The organism is Actinocrinis sp. (genome assembly GCF_035605935.1).
In the GTDB taxonomy this organism is placed as follows: domain Bacteria; phylum Actinomycetota; class Actinomycetes; order Streptomycetales; family Catenulisporaceae; genus Actinocrinis.
This window is the reverse complement of sequence record NZ_DATNGK010000104.1, coordinates 42292-66213: the sequence shown is the minus strand read 5'-3', so window position 1 is coordinate 66213 and position 23922 is coordinate 42292. Positions and strand designations below refer to the sequence as shown.

Here is a 23922-nt window from a genome sequence, read left to right as displayed (position 1 = left end):
GGCTACGTGCAGCGGGCCCGTACGGTGCTCGGCGGGAAGATCTCGTACGCTGCGGCGTCCACGGCAGAGCCCTCCACCGGACCCGCACTGACAGCCGCGCAGCAGGCGTTCGCGGGCGAGGTGACTGCGGCTGGCTTCGAGTCGGGCACCCCTGCGTGGATTCTCGACGCGGACGGTGCGCCCATGTGCGGCGCACTTCAGACGCAGTCGATGGCGCAGGAGGTCGTGTACGAGGAGTCCGCGGACCGGGATGACGACGAACGCGGACATCCTGAAGTTCATCCGATGGTCAGTGCAGGCGTGGTGCCCGCAGAACACGCCCGAGCTGCCGAACTAGCGGGACGCGATCATCCGCGTACGCCACGCCGCTTTGAGATCAGCTGACGCGACTCGCGAGGCCGGACCTACAAACGCACACGTGATGGACAAGCTTTTCCCCGAGTCACCCTCGGCGGCTTAGTCACTCAACAAATTCAGGGCCTGGCTCCGATAGTTCGGAGTCAGGCCCTGACCAGGCTTTACAGCGTCGGGCTGACAGGATTTGAACCTGCGACCCCTTGACCCCCAGTCAAGTGCGCTACCAAGCTGCGCTACAGCCCGCTGACGTGGTGGCTCTGTGGCGAGCCAGGAAGAACCTTACCGTATCGGGGGCGGCGGTTTCACCTGCGTTGCGAGTGTCGTGTCGAGGGCAGCAGGGGACAGGCGAAGGGGCGAGCGGGGAGGGCAAGGTGGTGAGCGCTGGCGGAGGGGAAGCGGGCGGAGGGGCCGGGCAGATGGCGGTGTGTACGGGAACGGCGCGGGGTGCTGGCAACTCGCAGCCTCTCGCGGCGGGCCGGGAGGACCTATCGTGAGCAGCGTGACTATGTCCATGCCTTCCCGGCTCGCACCCGCGGATCTGCCCAGCTCGCCCCTGCTGGAGCGGGTACGGCGCGGGTTGATCGGCGACGATGAAGTGCTCGACGGGCCGTACGGGGCGTGCCGCGTGGTGTATGCCGATTACACCGCATCGGGGCGCGCGCTCGACTTCATTGAGGACTTCATCCGCGGTCAGGTGCTCCCCCGGTACGCAAATACGCACACCGAGAGCTCCAGCACCGGGCGGGCCACGACGCGGCTGCGGGAGGATGCCCGGCGGATCATCCGCGAGGCGGTGGGCGGCACCGAGGACGATCTGGTGATCTTCACGGGATCCGGGGCGACCGCGGCGATCAACAAGCTGGTGGGGATTCTTGAGCTGCGTGGGGGCGGGTCAGGCAGGAGTAGTGGTTGGGGCGAGGGCGGGAGCAGTCGCGAGGGCGGGAACAGTCGCGAAGGCGAAGGCGAGAGCAGGGACAGTAGCGGGGACGAAAGCGCGCGGCCGGTGGTGTTTGTCGGGCCGTTCGAGCACCACTCCAACGAGCTGCCTTGGCGCGAGTCGATCGCCGATGTGGTGGTCGTGCCGGAGGACCGTGACGGGCACATCGACCAGCAGTACCTTGCCTCGCAGCTGCGCAAGTACGCGGATCGGCCTTTGCTGATCGGCAGCTTCTCCGCCGCGTCGAACGTGACCGGCCTGCTGTCCGACACCGACGCGATCGCCTCGCTGCTGCATTCGCACGGCGCGCTGTCGTTCTGGGATTACGCCGCAGCCGGGCCCTATGTGCCGATCCGGATGCGGGAGAGCGCGGACGGGCGAGGGGATCACAAGGACGCCATCTTCCTTTCGCCGCACAAGTTCCCTGGTGGTCCGCAGACGCCAGGCGTGCTCGTGGTGCGCCGTGAGCTGGTGCGTAACCAGGTGCCGACGAGTCCGGGCGGCGGGACGGTTCTGTTCGTCGATCCGCTCGGGCACCGCTACCTCGACGACCCGATCGCGCGGGAGGAGGGCGGTACTCCGGCGATCGTCGAGTCGATCCGCGCCGGGCTGGTCTTCGCCCTGAAGCAGGCGGTGGGCACCGACCTGATCCAGGCGCGCGAGGAGCGGCTATGGCGTCATGCGCTGGAACGCTGGTCGGCGAATCCCGCCATCGACATCCTCGGCAACCGGGACGCGCGGCGCCTGTCGATCGTCTCCTTCCGGGTCAGTGCGCCGCAGCCAGGGCTTTTCCTGCACCACAACTTCGTGGTCGCGGTGCTCAGCGACCTGTTCGGCATCCAGGCCCGCGGCGGTTGCTCCTGCGCGGGCCCGTACGGGCATCGGCTGTTGGCCATCGACGACGAGCGTTCGCGGGCGTTCGAGCACGAGATCGGCCTGGGCTGCGAGGGGATTAAGCCGGGTTGGGTGAGAGTCAATTTCAATTACTTCATCAGCGACACGGTGCGTGACTACATGATCGAGGCGGTGGATTTGGTGGCGCGACACGGGCACCGGTTGCTGCCTCATTACAGCTTCGACGTGGCTACGGGGTTGTGGCGGCATCGAGGAGAGCTCGGCGGGGCGCCGCTGCGGCTGACGGATATCCGATTCGGGGACGGCGCGGGAGGCATCGAGTATCCCCGCAGTCGGATGACCGCGGGGGAGGAAGTGCTTGCCCAGCAGCTGGAGCGGGCACGGCGAATCCTCGACGAGCTTCCGGACACTGTGGACCAGGGGCCCACGGGCCTGCCAGCGCAAATTGAAGCGCTGCGCTGGTTCCCACTGCCGAATGAGTGTGTAAGAGGGAGCGGGGATGCGGCGTAAGAGCAGAGCGGGCCTAGAGAGGGCGTGAGGAGGAGGCGAGTGCGCTGTTGTAGAGGTCGTAGCTGCGCTCGCCGGTAAAGCGCGCGTAGACCTCTTCGAGCAGCCGCTGGGAGCTGGCGGCGGGCAGCTTGGCCGCAGGCAGACCCAGGCGACCGCCAATCCGCGCGAGGGCGCACAGCAACCACGCCGGGTCGGCCAGGAACGGGTCATCGGCACCGGCACCCGACTGGGCACGCCAAACGCCAAGACAAGCGGCCGCAGCGCACAGCAGGGCGTACCGATCGGCCAGCGCGTAACTGAATGGAGTGGACAGCGTGTCGTGGCCCCGGCCCGCGAGCGCCGCGCAGGCCTTGCGCAGGTCGGCCAGCTCCTTGGCGAAGTGCCCCGCGACCTCACGCAGCGCCGCGCGCTCCGTCTCGTCCGCGCCGGCCGCGTCGTCCTCCAGCAGATCCTGGATGCCACCTGGCAGCGACGCGGCGAGCGGGTCGGCCTCGCCGAGCACCTCCAGTTCGCCGAGTTCGAGCGGCGGGAGCGGGTCGCTCGCGCGGAACAGGGTCGCAGGGGGCTGTTTCGCGCCCGCCGGGTCGGCGCGGGCGAACAGCGGCAGCTGCGGGATGATCGTGGCCTGGCGGGCGGCGCTGCCCGCGTGGCCGAGCCCCATCACGGGGATGTCTCGCAGCTGCTTCTGGAACATGCCGTACGCGCCGTACCGGTGATATTGCGCGTCGCCCAGTATGACCGTCAGGTCGTCGCAGCTTTCCGTCAGCACCTTCGGGGCGAGGTAAGCCGCCGCGGCCGCGCTAGCGGACATGCGGTCGGGCAGCAGGTGCGCGGCTCGGGCGGCGACGAGGGTGACGCAGTCGCTGAGCAGCAGGTCGAGGAACGCGCCAACGACGACTGCGCGGGTGTAGGGCGTGCGCAGCGGTGTTCCACCGCGCTGGTTGTCGAAGGCGTAGCGCACGGCCGTGCGAAGGGCGGTGTCGCCGCAAGCGATGAGGGTGGCCGGGACGAGGCCACGGATGACGAGCGACGAGCGCAGGGAGAGCTCGAGGGCGCCGCAGTGCTCGCCGATGACGCGATCGGCCGGCACCGGGCAGTCGACCATCTCCAGGCCGCCGAAGTGGCAGCCGCGCATGCCGACGGTGGGGTACCGGGGCAGGTCCTCGACGCATTCGGCGGGAAGCTGTTCCCGGTCGAGCAGCAGCAGGCTGTGGCTGCGGGCGGTCGGGCGGTCGTCGACGCGCGCGAAGACGACCAGGCCCCGGGCCCTGTCGGCGTTGGCCACCACGGTCTTGGTTCCGTTCAGAAGGAACCCATCGGGCACCAGGTCCGCCGCGATCTCGTCGCGCACGAAGTCGTTGGCGTGCGGCTCACCGCGCCGCGCCACGGCGATCCGGCCACCGGACAACAGCAGATCCGCGGCCCAGCGCTGTTGCCGCTCGGTGCCGGCGAACCAGATTGGCGCGACCGCGATGAAACTGGCCAGTCCGTAGCCGAAGCCGAGCGAGGGATCGCGGCGGAACACCGGTCGCAGGGTCCTGCCGAGCGTGTCCAGCCGGTCGAGCCTGCCGCCGAGCCGGGTGGGCACGAACTCGGCGCCCAGGCCGAAGTCGTCCAGCAGCGCCTCGGCCTCCCCCAGCACCTCCCAGTGGTCGTCCGCGGCGAGCACCGCCTCCAGCCCCAGCGGATTGGCCGGGTCGGCCATCGGGCCGAAACGCCGCTCCAGATCGTCCGCGCGGGCGTGTGCCCCCGGCGGCGTCGCGGCCGGGGCAGTGGAGGCAGGACCCTGATTCACTTGTGGCTCCTCGTGTGTGCCGTGGTGCGGTGGGCGTACGCGGCGGGCGCGCGGCCGGCGAGCACATTCGCACGGACTGTCCCAATTCGGGCTGGAGGGCGGCTCGACGACGCGTACTGCCCCGACGGAGCCGGAACGCGTACCGCCGCGCGGGCGCCGGCGGCTCAAGGGATCCTCGGCCGCGCGGCGAGCCGGCCGCACGACCGTTAGGCGTATCCGAGGAAGGACGGTCCCGATGCCCGAAACCCTTGTCCGCGCCCCGCTGGCCCTCGACGACGCCGCCGCCGATCTGCTTTTCCGCGAGGCGCGCACGCCGAACACGTTCAGCTCGGAACCGGTGTCCGAGGAGCAGCTGCGGGCGATCTACGAATTGATCAAATGGGCGCCGACGGCGTTTAACGCTCAGCCGCTGCGCGTGGTCCTCGTGCGCTCGCCGGAGGCGAAGGGCCGGCTGCTGCCGCTGCTGTTCGGCAGCAACGCCGAGAAGGCCCGTTCCGCCCCCGTGGTCGCGATCCTGGCGGCCGACCTGCGCTTCGACCGGGATCTGCCGCGCGTCTTCCCGCATTTCCCACAGGCCAAAGACGTGCATTTCAGCGATCCCGCGAGCCGCGAGGAGGCCGCGCTGTCCTACGCGCAGCTCCAGGTCGGCTACTTCATCCTGGGCGTGCGCGCGGCCGGGCTCGCGGCCGGGCCGATGATCGGGTACAACCCGATCAGCGTCGACGCGGAGTTCTTTCCGGACGGGGAACACAGGGTGCTGACAGTGGTCAACATCGGCAAGCCCGGCGACGAACCGTGGTTCCAGCGGCTGCCCAGGCTGGAGTACGAAGAGGTTTTCACCGAGGCGTAAGTGAGGGCGTGGGCGCGCCGCGGCAGGCGAAGCGGCCGAAGCCCGGCGGTCTGTAGCGAGCTGGTCGGCTCGCTACAGACCGCCGGGCTTCGCTGGTGAGTCAGCGCCGCTCGGCGGGGTTGTTTGCGCTCACTCGAGCGGGGATTCGACGTGCTGCTTGGCGTGGCGCAGCGTCGTCAGGCTGTTCGTGCCCAGCGCATGCCGCACTTTCTGCCTGGCCTCCTCGATACTGGTCTGCGCGCCCAGGGCCTCGCGCACGCCCGCGGGATTGAGCACGACGGTGTGCCAGGACCTGGCCTCGACCAGGCCGTCGGGCGCCTCGCGCAGCTCCCAGCGACCGGTGTGAGCGCTCATCACCGGCGGAACCTGCAGCTGCTTGTAGACGATAACGCCGCGTTCGGGGAAGCAAAGCCGAACCGACTCGGTGGTGTGGATCGAACCGTCCGGGCTGCGGGTGTCCATGACCATCCGCTGCACCCCGGGCACCCGCTCGTCCAGATCGAGGCGACTGACATGTGGCAGCCGCTGCGGCCACAGGTCGGCGCGGTTGATGAACTCGAACACGTCGGACACCGTTCCCCGCACGGACAGGCCGTCGCTGAACGTGAAGCGCAGCTCGTCCGGACCGGCTTGCAGTTCGGCCGCGGATTTGAGCGCGGCGAGTTCGGCGTTGCTGTTGCGGTCGACCGCCTGCTGGATGAAGGCGACGGCGTCGGTGTCGTCCGCGATCGCCTCGAACTCGTGCGTGAGCGTCACCGACGAGCGGTGCTCCCGGCCGAGCGGCTCGACAGTCCACCGGCCGCCCATCGAGGCGACCGGCGGACTCGAGACCACCTGCTGGAAGGCCACGACGCCGGCGGCGCGGTCAAGGGTGCGGCGGGAGGTCCAGTCGCGCACCTCGCCGTTCGCCAGCGCCCAGATGCGCAACAGCTGCTCGGTGCCGTCGTCGGACAGCAACTCGACGTGCACGGTGGGGCCGAAGACCTGTGGCCAGCCGGCGACGTCCGCGACCAACTCGAAGACGGTGTCCGCTGCGGCCTCGACGGTGATGTCGTGCTTGGTGTAGTGGGTCGCCACTGTGGTTCTCTTTCCGTTCTCTCCGACCGCCGGCCTGGGCTGCGCGCCGGCGCAGGGATCGTCAGTAGTTGCCGAGGCCGCCGCACACGTTGAGTGCTTGGGCGGTGATCGAGGCGGCGGTGTCGGTCGTCAGGTAGCCCACGAGGCCGGCGACCTCCTGCGCGGTGGAGTAGCGGCCGAGCGGGATCTTGGCCTGGAACTTGGCCAGCACCTCGTCCTGCGTGGTGCCCCAGTGGTCCGCGTAGCCCTGGCGGACCCGCTCGGCGAGCGGGGTCTCGACATAGCCAGGGCACACCGCGTTGACGGTGATGCCGCTGGTGGCCAGCTCAAGACCGAGGGCCTTGGTGAAGCCGACCACTGCGTGTTTGGCCGCGGAATACGGCGCGCCGAACACCACGCCCTGCTTTCCTCCGGTGGAGGCGACGTTGATGATCCGGCCCCAGCCCCGCTCGCGCATGCCTCCGTGGGCGAGGACCTGCCGGGTGACCCGGAACACGCTGTTGAGGTTTGTTTCGATCACTGAGTACCACAGCTCGTCGGTGATCTCGGCGGTGACACCGCCGCCGTTGCGCCCGGCGTTGTTCACGAGGACGCCGAGTGGTCCGAACTGCTCGACCGCGGCGGCGACCAGGTTTTCCACGTCCGCCGCCACGGTGACGTCGGCGCGCACGCCCGCGGCGGTCAGACCGTCCGCGCGCAGCTTCTCCACCACCGCGTCCACGTCCTGCTGGGACCGGGCGCACAGGAAGACCGGGTGCCCGCGCCGGGCGAGCACCCCGGCGGTGGCCAGGCCGATACCGCTGGTACCCCCTGTGACCAGCGCCGCGGCGGGCGCCGGTGCGTCTTCTGACATGATTTCGTCCTTTCTCCTCGATCGGTCACTGACCGATCCCGGTCGGCACCAGCACCGCGGGCATGACCGCGGCCGGCTGATCGTCGAGCAGCGACTCGCGGGCCGCGGCCGGCACCCGGTAGCCCTCTGAGGCCAGCCGGTCCACGGCGCGCAGCACCGCCGCCCGGTCCGCCCCGGGCGGTCCGGGCCGGTGCCCGAGCATCGAGACCACCGCGCTGCGCCTGGCCAGCACCTGCGGATGGCGGCGGGCCAGCACGGACAGGCCCTGGCCGGGGCCGGTCTCCACCAGCAGATACGAGCCGCGCGAGAGCAGCAGGTCGAGCGCGGGGCCGAAGCACACCGGCACGCCGGGCACCATCGCCCAGAACCGCGGGTCGCGGGCGGTCGCGCGGTCCAGGAATCCGGGACGCGATGCCGACACGATCTCAAGGGCGGGAGCGTTCAGCCGGATCGCGGCGAAGTCGGGCACCGAGGCTTCGCAGGCCTCGAGGATGGAGGGGCTGTGGAAGCCGCGCAGCGCCTTCGCCGGCATGCAGGTGATCTCGGCCCGCTCCAGCGCCGCGCGCACCCGCGACAGGTGCGGTTCGGGTCCGGCGACCAGCAACTGCCCCGGCCCGTTGACGGCGCCGATCACCACCTCCTCGGTGAGGAAGGGGGCGACCTGATCCTCGGTGGCGACCACGGCGAGCATGCCGCCGACCGGGGCGCGCTGGAACAGCTCGACCCGGGAGAGCAGCAGCGCGGCGGCGTCCTCGAGGCTGACCACTCCGGCGAGGGCGGCCGCGACGTACTCCCCCGCGCTGTGCCCGAGCAGCACCGAGGGCTCCACGCCCCAGGACTGAAGCATCCGGCCGACCGCGTAGCCGATGCCGAACAGCAGCGGCTGGGCGCGGATCGCCTCGTCCACGGCGACACTCGGATGCTCGGAGAGCCAGTCGGCGCGGATCGCGGCGCCTTCGCGGCCGAGCAGCACGAAGAATTCGTCGATGGCGTCGGTGAAAGCGGGTTCCCGCTCGTAGAGTCCAACGCCCATGCCCTGGTACTGCGCGCCCTGGCCGGGCAGCAGCAGCGCGACCGGGCGCGGCGTGGAGGTGCCCGTCGGCACACCTCGGCCGATCACGACAGGTCCCCGATCATCGCGACGGCCCGGGTCCAGCCCGCGCCCGCTCCGGCCAGCTTGACCGGCAGGCAGCTGACCTGGAAGCCGTGCGCGACCGGCAGCGCCTCGAGGTTGGCCAGCCGCTCGATCTGGCAGAACTCACGGCGCCGGCCGGTGAAGTGAGCGGGCCACAGGACACTGCGATCCCCGGTGCGCTGGTACTCGCTGATGATGTGCGGGAACGGCGCGTCCAGGCTGAAGGCGTCGGTACCGATGACGCGCACGCCGAAGTCCAGCAGGTAATCGGTGGCCGGGCCGTCAAGCCCGACGAACTTGGTGAAGTACTCCTGGGTGCCCGCCCGCGCCGAGGCCCCGGTCCACAGCAGCGCGATGTCATAGGGCTGCGGCTCGTAGTCGATGCGGTCGAGGGCTGAGGCGAGGTCGCCAACGCTCGCCGCGCCCGAGCCGATGGCGGTCAGGTCGAGCACGAAGGCCGGGCGCAGGAACCAGTCCAGCGGCAACTCGTCGATGGTGCGCGGGACGCCCCCGCCGTACTCGGTCTTGGAGCCATAGTGCGCGGGGGCGTCCACGTGGGTCCCGGTATGCGCGGTGAGCGTGAAGGTGTCGTTGTTGAGGAACTCGCCGTCGGGCAGTTCGTCCACTGACAAATCCAGGCCGAAGTGCTCGCGCATCGCGCCGGTCATGTGCTCGGCTCCCTGCCGGGGAGTCATCGGTTCGTGCCGTACCGGCTCCGGTTCCCAGAAGCGGGCGTCGACCGGCGTGGAAAGATCGATCAGCTGCATCCGGTGCTCTCCTCACGGCCTGGTCAAGGCGATCTGCGGGCCGCCGTGCGGCCTCGGGCCGCGCGGCTGGGCCAAGCGTGGTCCGTCGCGCTCGAAAGCCGCTGGACGGCGGCTTCGCGCAGCGCGGCCGCGGCGGGCGGGTCCAGACGGCCTCGACACCGTGTCGAGCAGCGTTCCCGAAGCTCAAGGGCACGCAGACGGCCGCCGCGCGGGGCCGCCTGTCTCACAGAGCCCTGACAACGCAAGGAGTGCTCGCATGGATGCCCTGTTGGAGGCGGCCGGCAAGCCGGTCTCCGCTGACCTCTACCTGGAGGTCCAGCAGTTCTACGCGTGGCAGATGCGCCTGCTCGACGACGGTCTGACGGCGCAGTGGGCGCAGACCTTCACCGAGGACGGCGTCTTCGACGCGAACGGCCACCCGCACCCTGTGCAGGGCCGTGACAAGATCGCCGCGGGCGCGCTCGCCGCGCGCAAGGCGCTGGACGAGGCCGACATCCGCCACCGGCACTGGCTCGGCATGATCACCGTGACCGAGCAGAGCGACGGCGAGCTGTTGGTGCGCAGCTACGCCACGGTCATCGAGATCCCGCACGGCGGCAAGGCCTCGCTGAAGTTCAGCACGGTCTGCGAGGACCTGCTGGTGCGGGTCGGCGGTGAGCTGAAGATCCGGGACCGCCAGGTGGTCCGGGACGATCTGCGCTAGAGCGAGGTGGCACGCAATATAAAGCAGCCGCCGCTTCCCTTCGGGGAGGCGGCGGCTGCCGTGTGTCAGAGGGTTGCCCAGGTTCGTCAGGAGGCGACGATCGGGGCGGACTGGATCATGTCCAGGAGGCTGCGGAAGGTCTCCGCGTCTGAGACCGCGTCATCCGGCAGGTCGATGCCGTACTCGCGGCGGATGCGGCCGGTGACCTGAAGCAGCGCGAGCGAGTCGTAGCCGATCTCGACGAAGGGGGTGTCCAGGACCTCCTCGCCGTCCAGATCCACTCCCTCCTCTACCCCGGCGCTTTCGCGCAGCAATCTGGTCAGCACTTCGCGGTCGATCGTTTGGGACATGCTCGGCACTCCTTGCTCGGTTAGCGTTGTTCTCCGGTACGTGCGGTGCTAGGCGCCGACGACGAGGGCCGCGTTGAATCCGCTGTAACCCCTGGCCAGGACGAGGGCGGCGCTCGCGTCGGTCTCGCGGGCCTCGGTCACCAGATCGATCGGCAGGCCGGGCGCGGCCTGCGCGACGTTGATCGTCGGCGGGATCACGTGGTCGCGCAGGCTCAGCAGCGCGGTGGCCACGTCGAGCGACGCGCCGCCGCCGATCAGCCGGCCGGTCATCGTCTTCGGCGCGGTGACCGGCACCGCGTTCGGGCCGAACAGCGCGCTGATGGCCAGCGCCTCGGCCCGGTCGAGTCGCGCAGTTGCGGCGGCGTCGGCGAACACGACGCCGATGTCCGCCGGGGCCAGCCCCGCGTCGGCGACCGCCTGGCGGGCCGCGCGCAGCAGTCCCCCGCCGCCCGCCAGCGGATCGTTCTCAGCATCCTCAGAGGAGGGCCGCGGGTCGAAAGTCGCGGCGTAGCCGAGGATCCGGCCGTACACCCGCTCGACCCCGCGGGCGCGGGCCGCGTCGGCGTCTTCGACCACGATGATCGCCCCGCCCTCGCCGGGCACGTATCCGTTCGCGTCGGCGGAGAACGGCAGGAAGCCCTGCGCCGGATCCGTTGAGCGGCTCAGCAGTCCGGTCGCCAGCTGACCCATCCAGCCCCACGGGCACAGCGCTCCGTCCACGCCGCCCGAGACCACCAACTCAGTGCCCTTACGGATCTGCCTGCGGGCGTGGCCGAGGGCGTCGAGGCCGCCGGCCTGGTCGGTGACCACCACCCCGCTGGGGCCGCGCATGTGGTGCCGGATCGAGATCTGGCCGGTGTTGGCCGCGTAGAACCAGGCGAAGGACTGGTACGCGCTGACGTACTCCTTGCCCTTGCTCCACAACAGCCCGAGCTCGCGCTGGCCGAACTCGACGCCGCCGCCGGAGGCCGAGGTGATCACGCCCATGCCGTACTCGGGCAGTTCCTCCGGGTTCACCGCCGCGTCGCCCAACGCCTCCTCGGCGGCCACGAGCGCGAACTGCGTGCTGCGGTCGGTCTGCGGCAGCAGCCGGCTCGGGATGCGCGCCTCGGCGTCGAATCCGGTGACCTCGCCCGCCAGACGGGAGGGGTAGCGGCTGGCGTCGAAGCGGGTCAGTTCGCCGATCGCCGGACGTCCGGCGAGCGTAGCCTGCCAGTGCTGCTCGACGCCGAGTCCCGTCGGCGCGGCGATGCCGAGCCCGGTGACCACGGGTGCTGACACGCTCATGCTTGCCTCCTGCCGACGCGGTTGAGCACCAATGCGCTCTGGAAACCGCCGAATCCGCTGCCGACGCTGAGCACCGCGTCGGTGCGGTGCTCGCGGGCGGTGTTCGGGACGTAGTCGAGGTCGAGGTCCGGGTCCGGCTCGTGCAGGTTCGCCGTGGGCGGCACCACGTTCTCCTCGATGGCCAGCGCGCAGGCGGCGATCTCCAGCGCGCCGATCGCGCCGAGCGAGTGCCCGATCATGGACTTGATCGAGCTGACCGGGGCGCGGTACGCGTGGTCGCCGAGCGCCGCCTTGAACGCGCCGGTCTCGTGCCGGTCGTTCATCTTGGTGCCGGAGCCGTGCGCGTTGATGTAGTCGATCGCGTCCGGGTTCAGCCTGGCCTCGTCCAGCGCGACCCGGATCGCCTCGGCCATCTCGCGGCCGTCGGGCTTGAGCCCGGTCATGTGATAGGCGTTGCAGCGCGAGGCGAATCCGCTGATCTCGGCGTAGATGTGCGCGCCGCGGCGTTGGGCGCTCTCCAGCTCCTCCAGGATCAGCACCGCCGCGCCCTCGCCGAGTACCAGGCCGTTGCGGGTGCGGTCGAAGGGGCGGCAGGCGTGTTCGGGGTCGTCGTTGCGCGGGGTGGTGGCGTGGATCGCGTCGAAGCAGGCGGCGGTGATCGGCGCGATAGGCGCCTCGGTACCGCCGGCCACGACGACGTCGACGCTGCCTTCCCGGATCAGGTCGACCGCGTAGCCGAGCGCGTCGAGACCGGAGGTGCAGCCGGTCGAGACGATCGAGGCCGGTCCCTGCGCTCCGGCGGCCCAGGCCACCTCGGCGGCGACCGAGCTGGGCACGAAGTGCCGGTACAGCTCGGGCACCACGTATTCGTGGTCTACTTCCCACTTGGTGCCGGTGTCGCTGACCACGACGTACTCGCGCTCGAGGCTCGTGGTGCAGCCGACCGCGGTGGCGATCGTGGTGCCGACGCGGCCCGGGTCCAGCGACTCGATGTCCAGGCCGCTGTCGGCCAGCGCCTCGCGGGCGCAGACCACCGCGAACTGCGAGGCCCGGTCCATCCGGCGTGCGTCCTGGTGCGAGAGTCCGGCCTTGATCGGGTCGAAGTCGACCTCGGCGCCCACCCGGGAGCGGAACGGCGAGGGGTCGAAGTGGGTGATCGTGCGGGTGGCGGTGCGGCCGGAGGTCAGCAGCTCCCAGTAAGCCTTGGTGCCGACGCCGCCGGGGGCGACCACGCCGAGGCCGGTGATGGCGACCGCGCGGCTCATCGACCCGCTCCTTCATGGTGGTTCGAACGGTGACCCAGCCCGGACGGGCTGCTCGCGGGCGGGCGGCGCCGGCCGGGGTCGGGGGTGCGGATAGTCCTCACTGAGGTCGGTCCCTTCTCAATTCCGATTCCAGCCGGGTGCCGGGACGGGCGGAATCGTGTCCCGCCCGGTCCCGGCAGCTACCGGGCGCGCCCGCGGTGGCGGACGGCTGCCGGATCTCGGTCCGCCTCCCCGCGGATGAGCGGAGATCGGAACCGCGTAGGCGCATGGTTGGCGACCTGGCTCGACGCCTGCTTGAGCGGTCGCGGAAGGCTCGGTGGCTCAGGCCGCCGCGACGCAGATCGCGTCCGCGGGCGGTGCAGTGGCGTCCTGCGGCGCTTGCGCCGCCTGCGCGGCTGTGGGGGCGGGGGCGGGCGAGGACGCGGGACGCGGTTTGACCTTGCGGTTGCGCAGCATCTGCCGCCACTCCTCCGCGGAGAAGCCGGCCGCCTCGGTGGTCGCGATGAAATCGAGCAAGATGTCCAGGAACCGTTGCGGCTGCGTGTGGAACGGGAAGTGCCCCGTGTCGGTGAAAAGCTCCAGCCGGCTGCCCGGCATCGCCACGTGCGCCAGCCAGGCGTGCGACGCCGGGAGGATCGGGTCCTTGGCGCCCCACATGAGCATGGTGGGCATGCCCTCGGTGAGGTAGCAGCGGTCCAGCAGCGTGCCCAATTGCCCGCGCCAGTCCAGGACGGCACGCAGCGTTCTGCCGAACGCGAGGCGCGAGTCGGCGTTCGGCAGTGCGTCCAGTACGCGCAGCAACTCCGGCGCGTCGCGGCCCAGCGGCAGCCCGGAAAGCTGGAGCAGCTTGACCGCGGCGGTGATCTGCAAGCGCACCGTGGGCAGCTTCATCGCGGCCATCAGCAGTTCCGCGCCCGGCAGCGAGGCCGCGCGCAGCAGCGGGGTGACCTGGCGGCCGACTCCTCCGGTGGCCACCAGCACGATCCGCTCGGTACGCTCAGGGTACTGATAGGCGAACTGCATCGCCACGCCGCCGCCGAGCGAGTGGCCCACGAGGGTGACGCGATCGATCCCGAGCACCGAGAGCAGATCGCGCATGCCGTTGGCATAACCGCCGATGGAGTAGTCGCCGCGCGGCTTGTCCGACTCGCCGTGGCCGAGCAGGTCCGGCACGATCACCCGGTGGTTGCGGGCCAGTCCGGGCACGATCGGCGCCCATGTCTCGGAGGAGTCGCCGATTCCGTGGATCAGCAGCACGGCGGGACCGTTGCCCGCCATCCGGAAGGCATGCTTATGGCCGTGGATGGTCCGGTATCGCAGCCGAGCCATCGGGAGCGGCACCGACTCGGGCACCACCCGCAGGGCTCTGCGATCCCGGGCAGAGGTCGCGTAAGTCGCCGCGCCGCTCTTCGTGTTCACCGTGCTCTCCCTCACTGATGCCGTCGCCAGGACCCGGCCGAGCACTGCTGGTGCCGGAGGCGTCCGTGGCGCCGGCGCGGCCGCAGCTGAACCTGCCCAACCGCTTCGATCCGCGGGCGGGCGGCGCCGAGCACAGCCACGACCGCGACGAGCGCCGCGATCTGCGCTTCGGTCGGGTTCCCGCGCACGATCCGCAGGCCGAATTCGGGCGCGCCGTCAGGGCCCGCAGACGCAATCGCCTGGTTCCGCGTCATAGCCGCCGCCTAGACCGGTTGGTTGCCGTGTTTGCGCTCCGGCAGGTCCGCGTGCTTGTTGCGCAGCATCGCCAGCGAGCGGATCAGCACTCTGCGCGTATCCGCCGGGTCGATGACGTCGTCCACCAGGCCGCGCTCGGCCGCGTAGAACGGGTTCATCAACTCACTGCGATACTCTTCGATCCTGCGGGCGCGCACCGCCTGCGGATCCGGGGAGTTCGCGATCTCCTTGCGGAAGATGACGTTCGCCGCGCCTTCCGCGCCCATGACCGCGATCTCGTTGGTGGGCCAGGCGAACGAGAGGTCCGCGCCGATGGAGCGCGAGTCCATCACGATGTACGCCCCGCCATACGCCTTACGCAGGATGACCTGGACCCGCGGAACTGTGGCGTTGCAGTACGCGTACAGCAGCTTCGCGCCGTGCCGGATGATGCCGTCGCTCTCCTGTTGCGCGCCGGGCAGGAATCCGGGCACGTCCACCAGTGTCACCAGCGGGATGTTGAAGGCGTCGCACAGCTGCACGAACCTGGCGGACTTCTCACTCGCGTGGATGTCCAGCGCGCCGGCCAGCACCAGCGGCTGGTTCCCGACGATCCCGACGACCCGGCCGTCGAGCCGGGCCAGCGCGCACACGATATTCGGCGCCCAGTGCTCGTGGATCTCGAGGAACTGCTCGTGGTCCACCACCTCGCGGATCACCGCGCGCACGTCATAAGCCTGATTCGGCCCGGTGGGGACCAGATCCAGCAGCGCCTCGGCGCGGCGGTCCGCCGGATCGTCGCACTGCGCCTCCGGCGGCAACTCGGCGTTGTTGGACGGCAGCAGCGAGAGCAGATACCTGACATCCTCGAAGCAGGAGCCTTCGTCATCGTGGATGAACGCTGATACGCCAGAGGTGCGCGCGTGCACGTCCGCGCCGCCCAGGCTCTCGTGCGTCACCTGCTCGCCGGTCACCGCGCGCACCACGTCTGGGCCGGTGATGAACATCTGCGCGTTGCCGCGCACCATGAAGGTGAAGTCGGTCAACGCCGGCGAATACGCCGCGCCGCCCGCGCACGGCCCGAGGATCACGCTGATCTGGGGTACCACCCCGGACATGCGCACGTTGCGCTCGAAGATGCCGCCATAGCCGGCGAGCGCGGTCACGCCCTCCTGGATCCGGGCGCCCGCGCCGTCGCACAGGCCGATCAGCGGCGCACCGGCCGCCGCGGCCAGGTCCATCAGCTTGTGGATCTTCTGCGCGTGCGCCTCGCCCAACGCCCCGCCGAACACCCGGAAGTCGTGTCCGAACGCGAACACGGTCCGGCCGTGCACCAGGCCCCAGCCGGTGACCACGCCGTCGCCGTGCGGGCGGCGCCGTTCGAGACCGAAGGCGTTGGCCCGATGCCTGCGCAGCGTCTCCACCTCGGTGAAGGTGCCCTCGTCGAACAGCAGCTCCAGCCGCTCGCGCACGGTCAGCTTTCCGCGTTCGTGCTGCCGCACGGTGGCCTGCTCATCCGGTCCGGCGCACACCAGCTCGCGCAGTGCGTTCAAGTCCGCGGTGGCGGCACGCAGATCGGGTGTAGCGGCGGCGCCAGCAGCCTGCTCGGCCTCGGCTATCGTTTCGGCCAACAGTTCGGCGGCGAGTTCATCGAGGGCCGCGGTTTCCATACACACTCCCTGCCTGCGAGCGACGACGCGCCCCGCGCGGGGAATGGCGGCCGCGCGGGGCAGTCGGCGGACTGCCGAACTGGCGGGACCGTAGGCAGCGCGCCTCGCGGGGCGCTGGAGAACCGCAGGCGCGGGTACGACGGTGCGCGCGATCCGGCGGCCGGCGTCGTGTCAGGGCCCGAAGCGGCAAGGTCCGGTGCTTGCCGCTCTAGAGCGTCAGGCCACGAACCTGTCGAACGAGGCGTCGCGCGGAGATTCGAGATCCAGCGCCGGGTCGGAGCGCAGGATCGCCTGCTGCAACCGGTGCACCCGCCCGGACGGCTCAAGGCCCAGCTCGCGGTTGAGCGTGTTGCGCAGCTGATGGAAGGACTCCAGAGCCCGCCAGGCGCTGCCGCAGCGGTAGAACGCGAGCATCAGCTGCATACACAGGTTCTCGTGCATCGGATACCGCGCGACCAGCACCCGCAGCTCGCCGATCAGCGAGCCGTGCCGGCCGAGCCGCAGATCGGCCTCGATCCGGCGCTCGAGGGCGCCCATCCTGGTCTCTTCCAAGCCGAGCACATCGAGTTCGAGGACCCGCCCGGCCCGCACATCGAGGAGCGCGGGACCGCGCCAGAGCCGCAGCGCGCGGCTGAGCGTGTCCGAGGCCAGGTGGTCATCGCCGGCCTCATAGGCCCGGCGGCCGGCCGCGGCCAGCTGGTTGAATTCCTCCGCGTCGATGCGTCCCGGCTGCACCTCAAGCAGGTAGCCGCCGTGCCGGGTGACCAGCACGTCCTTGGCCTGCCTGCTCGGATCGTCGGCCAGCGCGGCGCCGATCAGCCGGCGCAGCTGGAGCACATACGTCTGCAGCGTGGTGGCGGCGCTTCGCGGGGCCTCCGCACCCCACAGCTCCTCCACCAGCGTCGGCACGGTGACCACCCGGTCAGCGCGCAGGGCGAGAAGGGCCAGGACCTGGCGCGGCTTGCTCGCGCTCGGGACGATCGAGGTGCCTTGTTGGTCGATGCACACCGGACCGAGAACTTTGACATCCATATCACGGTCTCCCTTCGAGGTGGCGTCCAACGGTCAAAGACCGCGATGACGACCGCCCGTCGAGAATCGCACCACGGCAGGTCCAGCAGCCAGTGACCGGCTCATGAGAGCGGACGTGAAGAAATCACACCCCGTGGGTGAGCCCGGCACTGTTCGATGCCGAACATCAGCGCGCACTATCGGTGATGTCAGCACGAACGGCTGACGAAGATCCGGGAGGGGAGATCCGTCATGTCGAACGTCAGCAACACGCCGGTCGAGCACGACTGGCGCTTCGCCGAACTCGTCGCCCGCAGCTGGATGGAGCCGGAACTGGTGGTGCGGTACGCCGCGGATCCCTGCGGTGTGCTGGCCGAGTTCGGGCTCGAAGTCGCCTGCCGCGAGGACGCGCCGGCCCTGGAGCCGTACTGCGGTCCGGACCTGATCATCGAGGACCTGGAGCACGCCCGCGGCCATCGGCTCACCGGGACCATCCTGTTCTGCGGCGGCGAGCCGCAGGACGACCAACCGGAGCCGCAGCGCGATCCGATTCCGGTGCGGGAGCCCTCGGCGTGATCACCGCAGGCGGTCCGGACACGGGCCGGCTGGTGGGTTTCAAGCGGCATCTGCGCAGCACCGTCATCCCGGGCGAAGCGGCATATCTGCTGTCTCCGCTCGGGGTGAAGGCGCTTCAGGGGGATTGCATCGAGGTACTCGCTCCGCTGCTCGACGGCAGCCGCACCCTGGCCGACGTCGTGCGCGACGCCACCCCCGAGATGACCGCCGCCCAAGTCGGCCGTCTGATCGGCCAGCTCTTCGAGGCCGATCTCCTGGCTTTCCGCGATAGCGCGCACCCGGGTCAGGGGCACGACATCGCGGCCGAGGCCTACTGGGACATGGCCGGGCTCGACGGCCCGCTGGCGGCGCAGGCGCTGGCCAGGACGCCGGTGCGGCTGGTGCCCATCGGCGAGGTTGATCTGGCCGCGGCGCGCGAGGCGTGCCGCGCTTCCGCGCTCAGCACCATCGAGGACCGGCCCTGCCAGGCCGGCGCGTTCACACTCGTGTTCTGCGACGACTACCTGGCGCCGGAATTGGCCGCGGTCGACGCCGCCCAGCGCGAGGCCGGCCAGCCCTGGCTGCTGGCCAAGCCGTGCGGTCCGCAGCCGTGGATCGGGCCGCTGTTCCAGCCGGGTTCGGGTCCGTGCTGGTACTGCCTCGCCAAGCGGCTTGGAGACCACCGCCGTTGCGAACTGTCGCTCAGCCGTGCGGAGGCGGCTGGAGCGCGGGTGCGGTACCCGGAGGCGTCGATCGCCGCCGCCAGGTCCGTAGCCATCCAGTTCGCGGTGCTGGAGAGCGCCAAGTGGCTGGCCGGAGTGCGCCAGGCAGAACAGAACACGATCTACACGCTCGACACGATGACGCTGCGCGGCACCCGGCACGCCGTCACGCGCCGGCCGCAGTGCCCGAACTGCGGCGATCCGGCCATGATGGCGGATCTCGCGCGCAGGCCGATCACCCCGCGCCCGCGACTGAAGGCCGCGGACACCGGCGGCGGTCATCGAACCCTGTCCGCGGAGGCGATGCTGGCTCGATACGGGCACCTGATCAGCCCGGTCACCGGGATCACCAAGGCGGTCGAGCCCGCCGAGGGGACGCCGGACTTCCTGCACTGCTACGTCTCAGGTCCGAACCTGGCCGTGCGCGCGCAAACGCTCACCGGGTTGCGAGCAGGCATTCGCGCCCAGAGCAGCGGCAAGGGACTCACTGCGCTGGAGGCGCAGATCGGTGCGCTCTGCGAGGCCGCGGAGCGTTACAGCGCCGTGCGCCAGGGCGACGAACTGACCGTCAAAGCCAGCTACCGTTCCTTGGGCGAGCAGGCGGTCCACCCGGATCGCTGCCAACTCTTCCACGAGCGCCAGGTGCGCGACCGGCGGCGCTGGAACGCCACGCACTCCGCCTTCCAGCAGGTGTGCGAGCCCTTCGACGAGAAGGCGGTGCGCGAGTGGACGCCGGTGTGGTCGCTGACCGAAGGCACCCAGCGGCTGCTGCCCTCCGAACTGCTGTACTTCGGACCAGCGCACGCCAGGTCGGGGCAAGTGGCCGCCGACTCCAACGGGAACGCGGCCGGCAGCTGCCTGGAGGACGCGCTCGTGCAGGGTTTCCTGGAACTGGTGGAGCGGGACGCGGTCGCGCTGTGGTGGTACAACCGCACCCGGCAGCGCGCGGTCGACCTCGGCTCCTTCGACGAGCCGTGGATCAGGACCCTGTGCTCGCATTACCAGCGGTTCGGCCGCGAGGTGTGGGCGCTGGACCTGACCTCGGATCTGGGTATCCCGGTCATCGCCGCGCTCTCCCGGCGGCGCGACCTGCCGGGCGGCCGGATCGTCTTCGGCTTCGGGGCGCACTTCGACCCGCGTATCGCGCTGCGCCGGGCGCTCACCGAGATGGGCCAGCTGTTCGGCTCGGTCCTGGGCCGCGAGACGCAGACGAGCGGTCACGGCGTCGATCCGGACCTGGACGCCTGGTGGAACCGGTGCGCGCAGCAGAACCCGGATTATCTGAATCCGGATCCGGGCGCCGCGGCGATCGCGGCCGGCGATTACGGCTACACGCCGACCGCGGACCTGCTCGACGACGTGGAGGCGATCATCGCCCTCACCCGCTCGCGCGGCCTCGATCTGCTCGTGCTCGACCAGACCCGCCCGGACCTCGGTGTCCCCGTGGTGAAGGTGATCGTGCCCGGACTGCGGCACTTCTGGGCGAGATTCGCGCCGGGGCGCCTCTACGACGTGCCGGTGGCGCTGCACCGTCTCGCTGAACCGACACCGTACGAACAGCTCAACCCGGTTCCGCTGTTCGTCTGAGCACCCTCAAGCAACTCCACCGAGCACCACCCGGCCCCGGGCGCAGGAGACCGATCGCCATGTACACGCTTCACCTGGGCGATCCCGGCGAGGGATCGAAGGAACTCTGGTCGCTGCGCGAAGACGTTTTCGTCGAGCCCACCGCGCCGGACGGATCCGTCACGCTGTACGGCCGCTGGGGGGACGTGGTTCTCTCGCACGTCCCCGACGCGGTCGGCAAGTTCCTGCACCGGATGCAACTCGGGCCGGTCTCGCTCAGCAACGTGCTCGGCGACTCGGCCGGCCCGGATCCCCTGAGCACCGCGGAGCGTGCGATGCTCTTCGTCACGCTCGACCGGCTGCGGCACCTGATCGTGCGCTCGCTCAGCGCCGGGCACGGAGAGCAGCCGCTGGTGTCGGTGATTCCCATGTCCCCGCGTGCCACCTTCCAGGTCAAACCGCTCGAACCCGACCTGCCCATGCGCCTGTCCGTCTTCGCGACCCTCGGCTCGGACGGCGCCGTGCTCAGCCTCGAATCCCCGCTCTCGCTGCACCACGTGGTGCTGCACAGTCCGCAGGCCGCATGGCTGGCGACGACGCTGTCGCGGCCGCGCACCCCGGACGAGGCCGCGTCGCTGCTGACACTGCCGCGCGAACTGGTCCTCAACACGCTGGCCTACCTGGTCGCCGCGGGCATGGTGGTGCAAAGCGAACCGGGCAGCCCGCCCGACGTCGCGCGGTTCGCCGAGGACAGCGATCCGTCGCTGCGCGGCTGGGCCAGGACCGACCTGGCCTTCCACGTCTCGAGCACGCTCGGCCGGCACGACCACGACTTCGGCGCGACCTACCCGCTCGGCGGGGAAGCACGCCTGACGCTGCTTCCCGAGCTCTCGCAGCACGGACCGAAGATCGCGCTGAGCCGGCCGCGGCTTTCCGAGCTGCTGGACGGCGATCCGCCATTCACCGCGGTGCTGGAGGGCCGCCGTTCGGTCCGCGAGTTCGACGACACGGCGCCGACCGCGCGGGAACTCGGCGACCTGCTCTACCGCAGCCTTCGTATCAGGTCCCTGATCGGGCCGCGCGATACCGGTCCCGATCAGGCGACGACGGTGGACCGGCCGTACCCGGCCGGCGGCGCGATCCACGAGCTCGGGTTCTTCATCGTCGTCGACCGCTGCGAAGACCTGGCCCGCGGTATCTACGCCTACGACGCCGTCGAGCACGCGCTGACGCCGGTCGGCGCCGGGGACGCGGACGCGGACCTGCTGCTGGCGCACGCGCGCACCGCCGCGAACATGGCCGGCCCGCCGCCAGTGCTGATCATGATCACCGCGCGGTTCGAGCGGCTGTTCTGGAAGTACGCGGGCCTGGGCTACGCCCTGGCGCTCAAACACGTCGGCGTCGTCCAGCAGACCCTTTACCTGGTGGCCACGGCCATGGGCCTGGCTGCCTGCGCGATCGGCACCTGGGAGATCGAGGAATCGGCACGGATCCTCGGGCTGGACTGGCTGGCCGAGTCCTGCGTGGGCGCCTTCACGGTCGGCCACGCCGCACCGCGCGCGGCGGCGGACTCACGGGCGCGGCACCCGGTCAACGACGCCGACTGGGCCGAACTATGCCGCGCCCGCCTGTCCTGCGGCCGGTGACTGGCCCGCCACGGCCCCGGGGGCAGGCGCGGAACCGAACGATCAGACTACTGATCATTTGGGCCCGCGGGCACACCTGTGCCGATATGCTCGCACAGCCTCCCTTAAGTACGGATCCCGCCATATATTCAAGGTCTACGTCGACACTCGCGAGGAGTGGCATGGCCACCGACCGCACAATGCCGCACAGACGCGTCACACCCAGGTCGTTCCGGCGGGCGGACACCGACCCGCTGGACGGGTTGGCGCGAGCGATCGATGCGGGTCAGGGCGCGCCCGCTCCACGGATCGCTCGCAATATCCTGTTATTCCTGCTGTGTACGTATGCATTCATCGGAGCCCTTACGGTTCCCCTTGACGATCCGGGCGACAACCCCGCGAACACCGGTTCGTATATATGCATGGGCATCGTGTTCGTCCTGCAGGTCGCGCATTCCTCGTCCTGGGCGCCCCGCTGGCCGCTGTGGGTGCGGGCCCTGAGCCTCAGCGCCCAGGCGGTGGCCACTTATCTTCCGTTCACCGTCTTCCACGAGCTGTGGGGCGGGATGACCGGGTTCCTCGCCGGGTCCATCATCATCCTGCTGCGCGGTCCGGTGGCTTGGACCCTGTTCACGCTGTGCCCGCTGAGCATGATGTGGGTCGCCGCCGCGACGCACGAGACCGGGCCGTGGATCGCCTACTTCGCGGTCGCCACCGCGAACACCGGCCTGGTGGTCTTCGGGCTGACCAAGCTGACCGATCTGGTGACCAAGCTGCACGCGGCCCGCGCCGAACTGGCCCGGATGGCGGTCGCCAGGGAACGGCAGCGCTTCTCGCGCGACCTGCACGACCTGCTCGGGTACAGCCTTTCCTCGATCACGCTCAAGAGCGAGCTGGCCTACCGGCTGGTGGAAGGCCAGACGGAGCGGGCGCGCCAGGAACTCGAGTCGATCCTGGAGATCTCCCGGCAAGCCCTCTGCGACCTGCGCACAGTGGCCAGCAGCTATCGCGACCTGTGCTTCACCGAGGAGGTCTCCAGCGTCGAGTCGATGCTGCTGGCCACCGGCGTGGACGTGTCGGTGGAGGTCGCCATGCCGGAACTGCCGCCGGCCGTGGACACCGTGTTCGCGACGGTGCTGCGCGAGGGCGTCACCAACATGCTGAGACACAGCAAGGTAGAGCACTGCTGCATCACCGGGCGCGCCGCCGACGGAGCGGTGCGCCTGGAACTGGTGAACGACGGCGTCGGCGCGCAGGACGAGGAGGCGCCGGACCCGGCGGGCAGCAGCGGGCTCGGCAGCCTCGCGCAACGGCTGGCCGCGATCGGCGGCGGGCTGACCGCTGGCCCCGGGGCGGACGGCACCTTCCGCGTGGTAGCCCAGGCGCCGCTGCGCCGGGGCCGAGTCAGATCGGAGCGCGTCGGATCAGAGCGCGTCGGATCAGCGCGCGTCGGATCAGCGCGCGTCGGATCAGAGCGCGCGGGATCACAGCGCGAAGGATCACAGCAGGCCGCGCCGGTCGGGATGTCGGCATCCCTGGCCGATCCCGGGCGCGGGTCTGCCGATGAGGCAGACGATGAGCAGTCTTGATGGGTAACCTGAGACGAACGGGAGCCATAAAGGAGCCACCCGCGACCGTCGGGCCGAGTCCGGAACGGGCACGCGCGCAGCCACAGGCGGAGCTGACCTCGGCGAGCATGGGGGAGCCGGATCATGCGATGAAGCAACTGACCATTTTGCTCGCGGAGGATGTCAACATGGTGCGCGGCGCCCTGGTGGCGCTGCTGAACCTGGAGCCGGACCTGACCGTGGTCGCCGACGTCGACAACGGCGACGACATACTGCCCAGGGCGCTTGAGCACCGGCCGGACGTGGCCGTCATCGACATCGACCTTCCGGGTATCGACGGGCTCACCGCCGCGGCCCAGCTGCATGAGCGGCTGCCCTCGTGCCGGACCTTGATTCTCACCAGCCTCGGCCGCCCGGGCACGCTACGCCGCGCGCTGACCGCGCACGTGTCCGGGTTCCTGCTCAAGGATGCTCCCCCGGCCAAGCTCGCGGACGCGGTGCGAAACGTGGCGGCCGGTTTGCGCGTGATCGATCCCCAGCTGGCGGTCGCCGCGTGGGACTGCCGGGACAACCCGCTCTCCCAGCGCGAGTTGGAGGTGCTTCGGCTGGCGGCGCGCGGCGCCGACGCCGTCGAGATCGCCGCGCGGCTCTACCTCTCCCCCGGCACGGTGCGCAATTACCTGACGACGATCGTCACGAAGCTGAGCGCCCGCAACCGGGTGGACGCGATCAGGATCGCCGAGAACGCCGGCTGGATCCCGTGACCGGCCGCCGTCGCGGGATCACGTGACGGCCGGATCGGGCGATAGCG

At 70.4% G+C, this 23922-nt stretch carries 21 protein-coding genes and 1 tRNA gene; 9 read left to right on the top strand and 13 right to left on the bottom strand.

Annotated features, from left to right (window positions below; genetic code table 11):
• Window positions 1–384, top strand: a 384-nt coding sequence (locus VN779_RS09505) for a hypothetical protein (protein ID WP_325722087.1), incomplete at its 5' end; no start/stop codon positions are given.
• Between the two features lie 142 nt (window positions 385–526).
• Here VN779_RS09505 and VN779_RS09500 read toward each other — a convergent pair.
• Window positions 527–600, bottom strand: a tRNA-Pro gene (locus VN779_RS09500).
• Window positions 601–868: 268 nt separating this feature from the next.
• Between VN779_RS09500 and VN779_RS09495 the strand changes: the two genes are divergently transcribed.
• Window positions 869–2659, top strand: a complete 1791-nt coding sequence (locus VN779_RS09495) for an aminotransferase class V-fold PLP-dependent enzyme (protein ID WP_349260722.1) — start codon at window positions 869–871, stop codon at window positions 2657–2659.
• A 13-nt stretch (window positions 2660–2672) separates the two neighbouring features.
• On the opposite strand, the gene VN779_RS09490 is transcribed toward VN779_RS09495, so the two are convergent.
• Window positions 2673–4454 (bottom strand): acyl-CoA dehydrogenase, encoded by a 1782-nt coding sequence (locus tag VN779_RS09490; RefSeq protein WP_325722085.1) that lies wholly within the window; start codon window positions 4452–4454, stop codon window positions 2673–2675.
• Between the two features lie 235 nt (window positions 4455–4689).
• On the opposite strand from VN779_RS09490, the gene VN779_RS09485 reads away from it, so the two are divergent.
• Window positions 4690–5304 carry a malonic semialdehyde reductase gene (locus VN779_RS09485; protein ID WP_325722084.1) on the top strand — a complete coding sequence of 205 codons (615 nt, stop codon included), beginning with the start codon at window positions 4690–4692 and terminating at the stop codon, window positions 5302–5304.
• Window positions 5305–5433: 129 nt separating this feature from the next.
• Here the strand turns inward: VN779_RS09485 and VN779_RS09480 are convergent, their stop codons facing one another.
• The 4 genes from VN779_RS09480 to VN779_RS09465 form a co-directional block, all read right to left on the bottom strand.
• Entirely contained in the window at window positions 5434–6381 is a 948-nt protein-coding gene (locus tag VN779_RS09480) for an aromatase/cyclase (RefSeq protein WP_325722083.1), read from the bottom strand.
• A gap of 61 nt (window positions 6382–6442) precedes the next feature.
• Window positions 6443–7234 (bottom strand): SDR family NAD(P)-dependent oxidoreductase, encoded by a 792-nt coding sequence (locus VN779_RS09475; protein ID WP_325722082.1) that lies wholly within the window; start codon window positions 7232–7234, stop codon window positions 6443–6445.
• Window positions 7235–7259: 25 nt separating this feature from the next.
• Window positions 7260–8354 (bottom strand): acyltransferase domain-containing protein, encoded by a 1095-nt coding sequence (locus VN779_RS09470; protein WP_325722081.1) that lies wholly within the window; start codon window positions 8352–8354, stop codon window positions 7260–7262.
• Complete coding sequence (locus VN779_RS09465; protein ID WP_325722080.1) at window positions 8351–9136, bottom strand: cyclase family protein; 786 nt, start codon at window positions 9134–9136, stop codon at window positions 8351–8353. Before VN779_RS09465 ends, VN779_RS09470 begins: the two co-directional genes overlap by 4 nt.
• Before the next feature lie 256 nt (window positions 9137–9392).
• Here VN779_RS09465 and VN779_RS09460 point away from each other — a divergent pair, with 256 nt between their 5' ends.
• Window positions 9393–9839 carry a nuclear transport factor 2 family protein gene (locus tag VN779_RS09460; RefSeq protein WP_325722079.1) on the top strand — a complete coding sequence of 149 codons (447 nt, stop codon included), beginning with the start codon at window positions 9393–9395 and terminating at the stop codon, window positions 9837–9839.
• A gap of 86 nt (window positions 9840–9925) precedes the next feature.
• Here VN779_RS09460 and VN779_RS09455 read toward each other — a convergent pair whose 3' ends face one another.
• The 7 genes from VN779_RS09455 to VN779_RS09425 all read right to left on the bottom strand — a co-directional run bounded on the left by VN779_RS09455 (window position 9926) and on the right by VN779_RS09425 (window position 17096).
• A complete protein-coding gene (locus VN779_RS09455; RefSeq protein ID WP_325722078.1) occupies window positions 9926–10189 on the bottom strand; it encodes an acyl carrier protein in 264 nt (87 codons plus the stop codon).
• A 48-nt stretch (window positions 10190–10237) separates the two neighbouring features.
• Window positions 10238–11476, bottom strand: a complete 1239-nt coding sequence (locus tag VN779_RS09450; protein ID WP_325722077.1) for a ketosynthase chain-length factor — start codon at window positions 11474–11476, stop codon at window positions 10238–10240.
• Window positions 11473–12741: a beta-ketoacyl-[acyl-carrier-protein] synthase family protein gene (locus VN779_RS09445; protein ID WP_325722076.1), complete on the bottom strand. Its 1269-nt coding sequence runs from the start codon at window positions 12739–12741 to the stop codon at window positions 11473–11475. The genes VN779_RS09450 and VN779_RS09445 overlap by 4 nt, the downstream gene beginning before the upstream one ends.
• A gap of 321 nt (window positions 12742–13062) precedes the next feature.
• Window positions 13063–14070, bottom strand: a complete 1008-nt coding sequence (locus VN779_RS09440; protein WP_349260721.1) for an alpha/beta hydrolase — start codon at window positions 14068–14070, stop codon at window positions 13063–13065.
• A 101-nt stretch (window positions 14071–14171) separates the two neighbouring features.
• Window positions 14172–14414, bottom strand: coding sequence for an acyl-CoA carboxylase epsilon subunit (locus VN779_RS09435; RefSeq protein WP_325722074.1), 243 nt, complete (start codon window positions 14412–14414; stop codon window positions 14172–14174).
• A gap of 9 nt (window positions 14415–14423) precedes the next feature.
• Window positions 14424–16064, bottom strand: a complete 1641-nt coding sequence (locus tag VN779_RS09430; RefSeq protein ID WP_325722073.1) for an acyl-CoA carboxylase subunit beta — start codon at window positions 16062–16064, stop codon at window positions 14424–14426.
• A gap of 216 nt (window positions 16065–16280) precedes the next feature.
• Window positions 16281–17096 carry an AfsR/SARP family transcriptional regulator gene (locus VN779_RS09425; protein WP_325722072.1) on the bottom strand — a complete coding sequence of 272 codons (816 nt, stop codon included), beginning with the start codon at window positions 17094–17096 and terminating at the stop codon, window positions 16281–16283.
• Window positions 17097–17327: 231 nt separating this feature from the next.
• Between VN779_RS09425 and VN779_RS09420 the strand changes: the two genes are divergently transcribed.
• From VN779_RS09420 to VN779_RS09400, 5 genes are all read left to right on the top strand, one after another.
• A complete protein-coding gene (locus tag VN779_RS09420; RefSeq protein WP_325722071.1) occupies window positions 17328–17651 on the top strand; it encodes a hypothetical protein in 324 nt (107 codons plus the stop codon).
• Window positions 17648–19939, top strand: coding sequence for a TOMM precursor leader peptide-binding protein (locus VN779_RS09415; protein WP_325722070.1), 2292 nt, complete (start codon window positions 17648–17650; stop codon window positions 19937–19939). The genes VN779_RS09420 and VN779_RS09415 overlap by 4 nt, the downstream gene beginning before the upstream one ends.
• Before the next feature lie 59 nt (window positions 19940–19998).
• The gene (locus tag VN779_RS09410; RefSeq protein WP_325722069.1) at window positions 19999–21564 is read left to right on the top strand and encodes a SagB family peptide dehydrogenase; all 1566 of its coding nucleotides are present in this window, start codon (window positions 19999–20001) and stop codon (window positions 21562–21564) included.
• A gap of 161 nt (window positions 21565–21725) precedes the next feature.
• The gene (locus VN779_RS09405; RefSeq protein ID WP_325722068.1) at window positions 21726–23132 is read left to right on the top strand and encodes a sensor histidine kinase; all 1407 of its coding nucleotides are present in this window, start codon (window positions 21726–21728) and stop codon (window positions 23130–23132) included.
• A 128-nt stretch (window positions 23133–23260) separates the two neighbouring features.
• The gene (locus VN779_RS09400; RefSeq protein ID WP_325722067.1) at window positions 23261–23875 is read left to right on the top strand and encodes a response regulator transcription factor; all 615 of its coding nucleotides are present in this window, start codon (window positions 23261–23263) and stop codon (window positions 23873–23875) included.
• The last annotated feature ends 47 nt before the right edge of the window (window positions 23876–23922 follow it).

What these genes read in the sequence shown, in the direction of transcription:
- VN779_RS09430 (WP_325722073.1), bottom strand. Translation starts at nt 16,064, where the DNA reads ATGGAAACCGCGGCCCTCGATGAACTCGCCGCCGAACTGTTGGCCGAA.
- VN779_RS09405 (WP_325722068.1), top strand. Translation starts at nt 21,726, where the DNA reads ATGGCCACCGACCGCACAATGCCGCACAGACGCGTCACACCCAGGTCG.
- VN779_RS09465 (WP_325722080.1), bottom strand. Translation starts at nt 9,136, where the DNA reads ATGCAGCTGATCGATCTTTCCACGCCGGTCGACGCCCGCTTCTGGGAA.
- VN779_RS09400 (WP_325722067.1), top strand. Translation starts at nt 23,261, where the DNA reads ATGAAGCAACTGACCATTTTGCTCGCGGAGGATGTCAACATGGTGCGC.
- VN779_RS09435 (WP_325722074.1), bottom strand. Translation starts at nt 14,414, where the DNA reads ATGACGCGGAACCAGGCGATTGCGTCTGCGGGCCCTGACGGCGCGCCC.
- VN779_RS09475 (WP_325722082.1), bottom strand. Translation starts at nt 7,234, where the DNA reads ATGTCAGAAGACGCACCGGCGCCCGCCGCGGCGCTGGTCACAGGGGGT.
- VN779_RS09460 (WP_325722079.1), top strand. Translation starts at nt 9,393, where the DNA reads ATGGATGCCCTGTTGGAGGCGGCCGGCAAGCCGGTCTCCGCTGACCTC.
- VN779_RS09445 (WP_325722076.1), bottom strand. Translation starts at nt 12,741, where the DNA reads ATGAGCCGCGCGGTCGCCATCACCGGCCTCGGCGTGGTCGCCCCCGGC.
- VN779_RS09495 (WP_349260722.1), top strand. Translation starts at nt 869, where the DNA reads ATGCCTTCCCGGCTCGCACCCGCGGATCTGCCCAGCTCGCCCCTGCTG.
- VN779_RS09410 (WP_325722069.1), top strand. Translation starts at nt 19,999, where the DNA reads ATGTACACGCTTCACCTGGGCGATCCCGGCGAGGGATCGAAGGAACTC.
- VN779_RS09450 (WP_325722077.1), bottom strand. Translation starts at nt 11,476, where the DNA reads ATGAGCGTGTCAGCACCCGTGGTCACCGGGCTCGGCATCGCCGCGCCG.
- VN779_RS09420 (WP_325722071.1), top strand. Translation starts at nt 17,328, where the DNA reads ATGTCGAACGTCAGCAACACGCCGGTCGAGCACGACTGGCGCTTCGCC.
- VN779_RS09485 (WP_325722084.1), top strand. Translation starts at nt 4,690, where the DNA reads ATGCCCGAAACCCTTGTCCGCGCCCCGCTGGCCCTCGACGACGCCGCC.
- VN779_RS09455 (WP_325722078.1), bottom strand. Translation starts at nt 10,189, where the DNA reads ATGTCCCAAACGATCGACCGCGAAGTGCTGACCAGATTGCTGCGCGAA.
- VN779_RS09425 (WP_325722072.1), bottom strand. Translation starts at nt 17,096, where the DNA reads ATGGATGTCAAAGTTCTCGGTCCGGTGTGCATCGACCAACAAGGCACC.
- VN779_RS09440 (WP_349260721.1), bottom strand. Translation starts at nt 14,070, where the DNA reads ATGGCTCGGCTGCGATACCGGACCATCCACGGCCATAAGCATGCCTTC.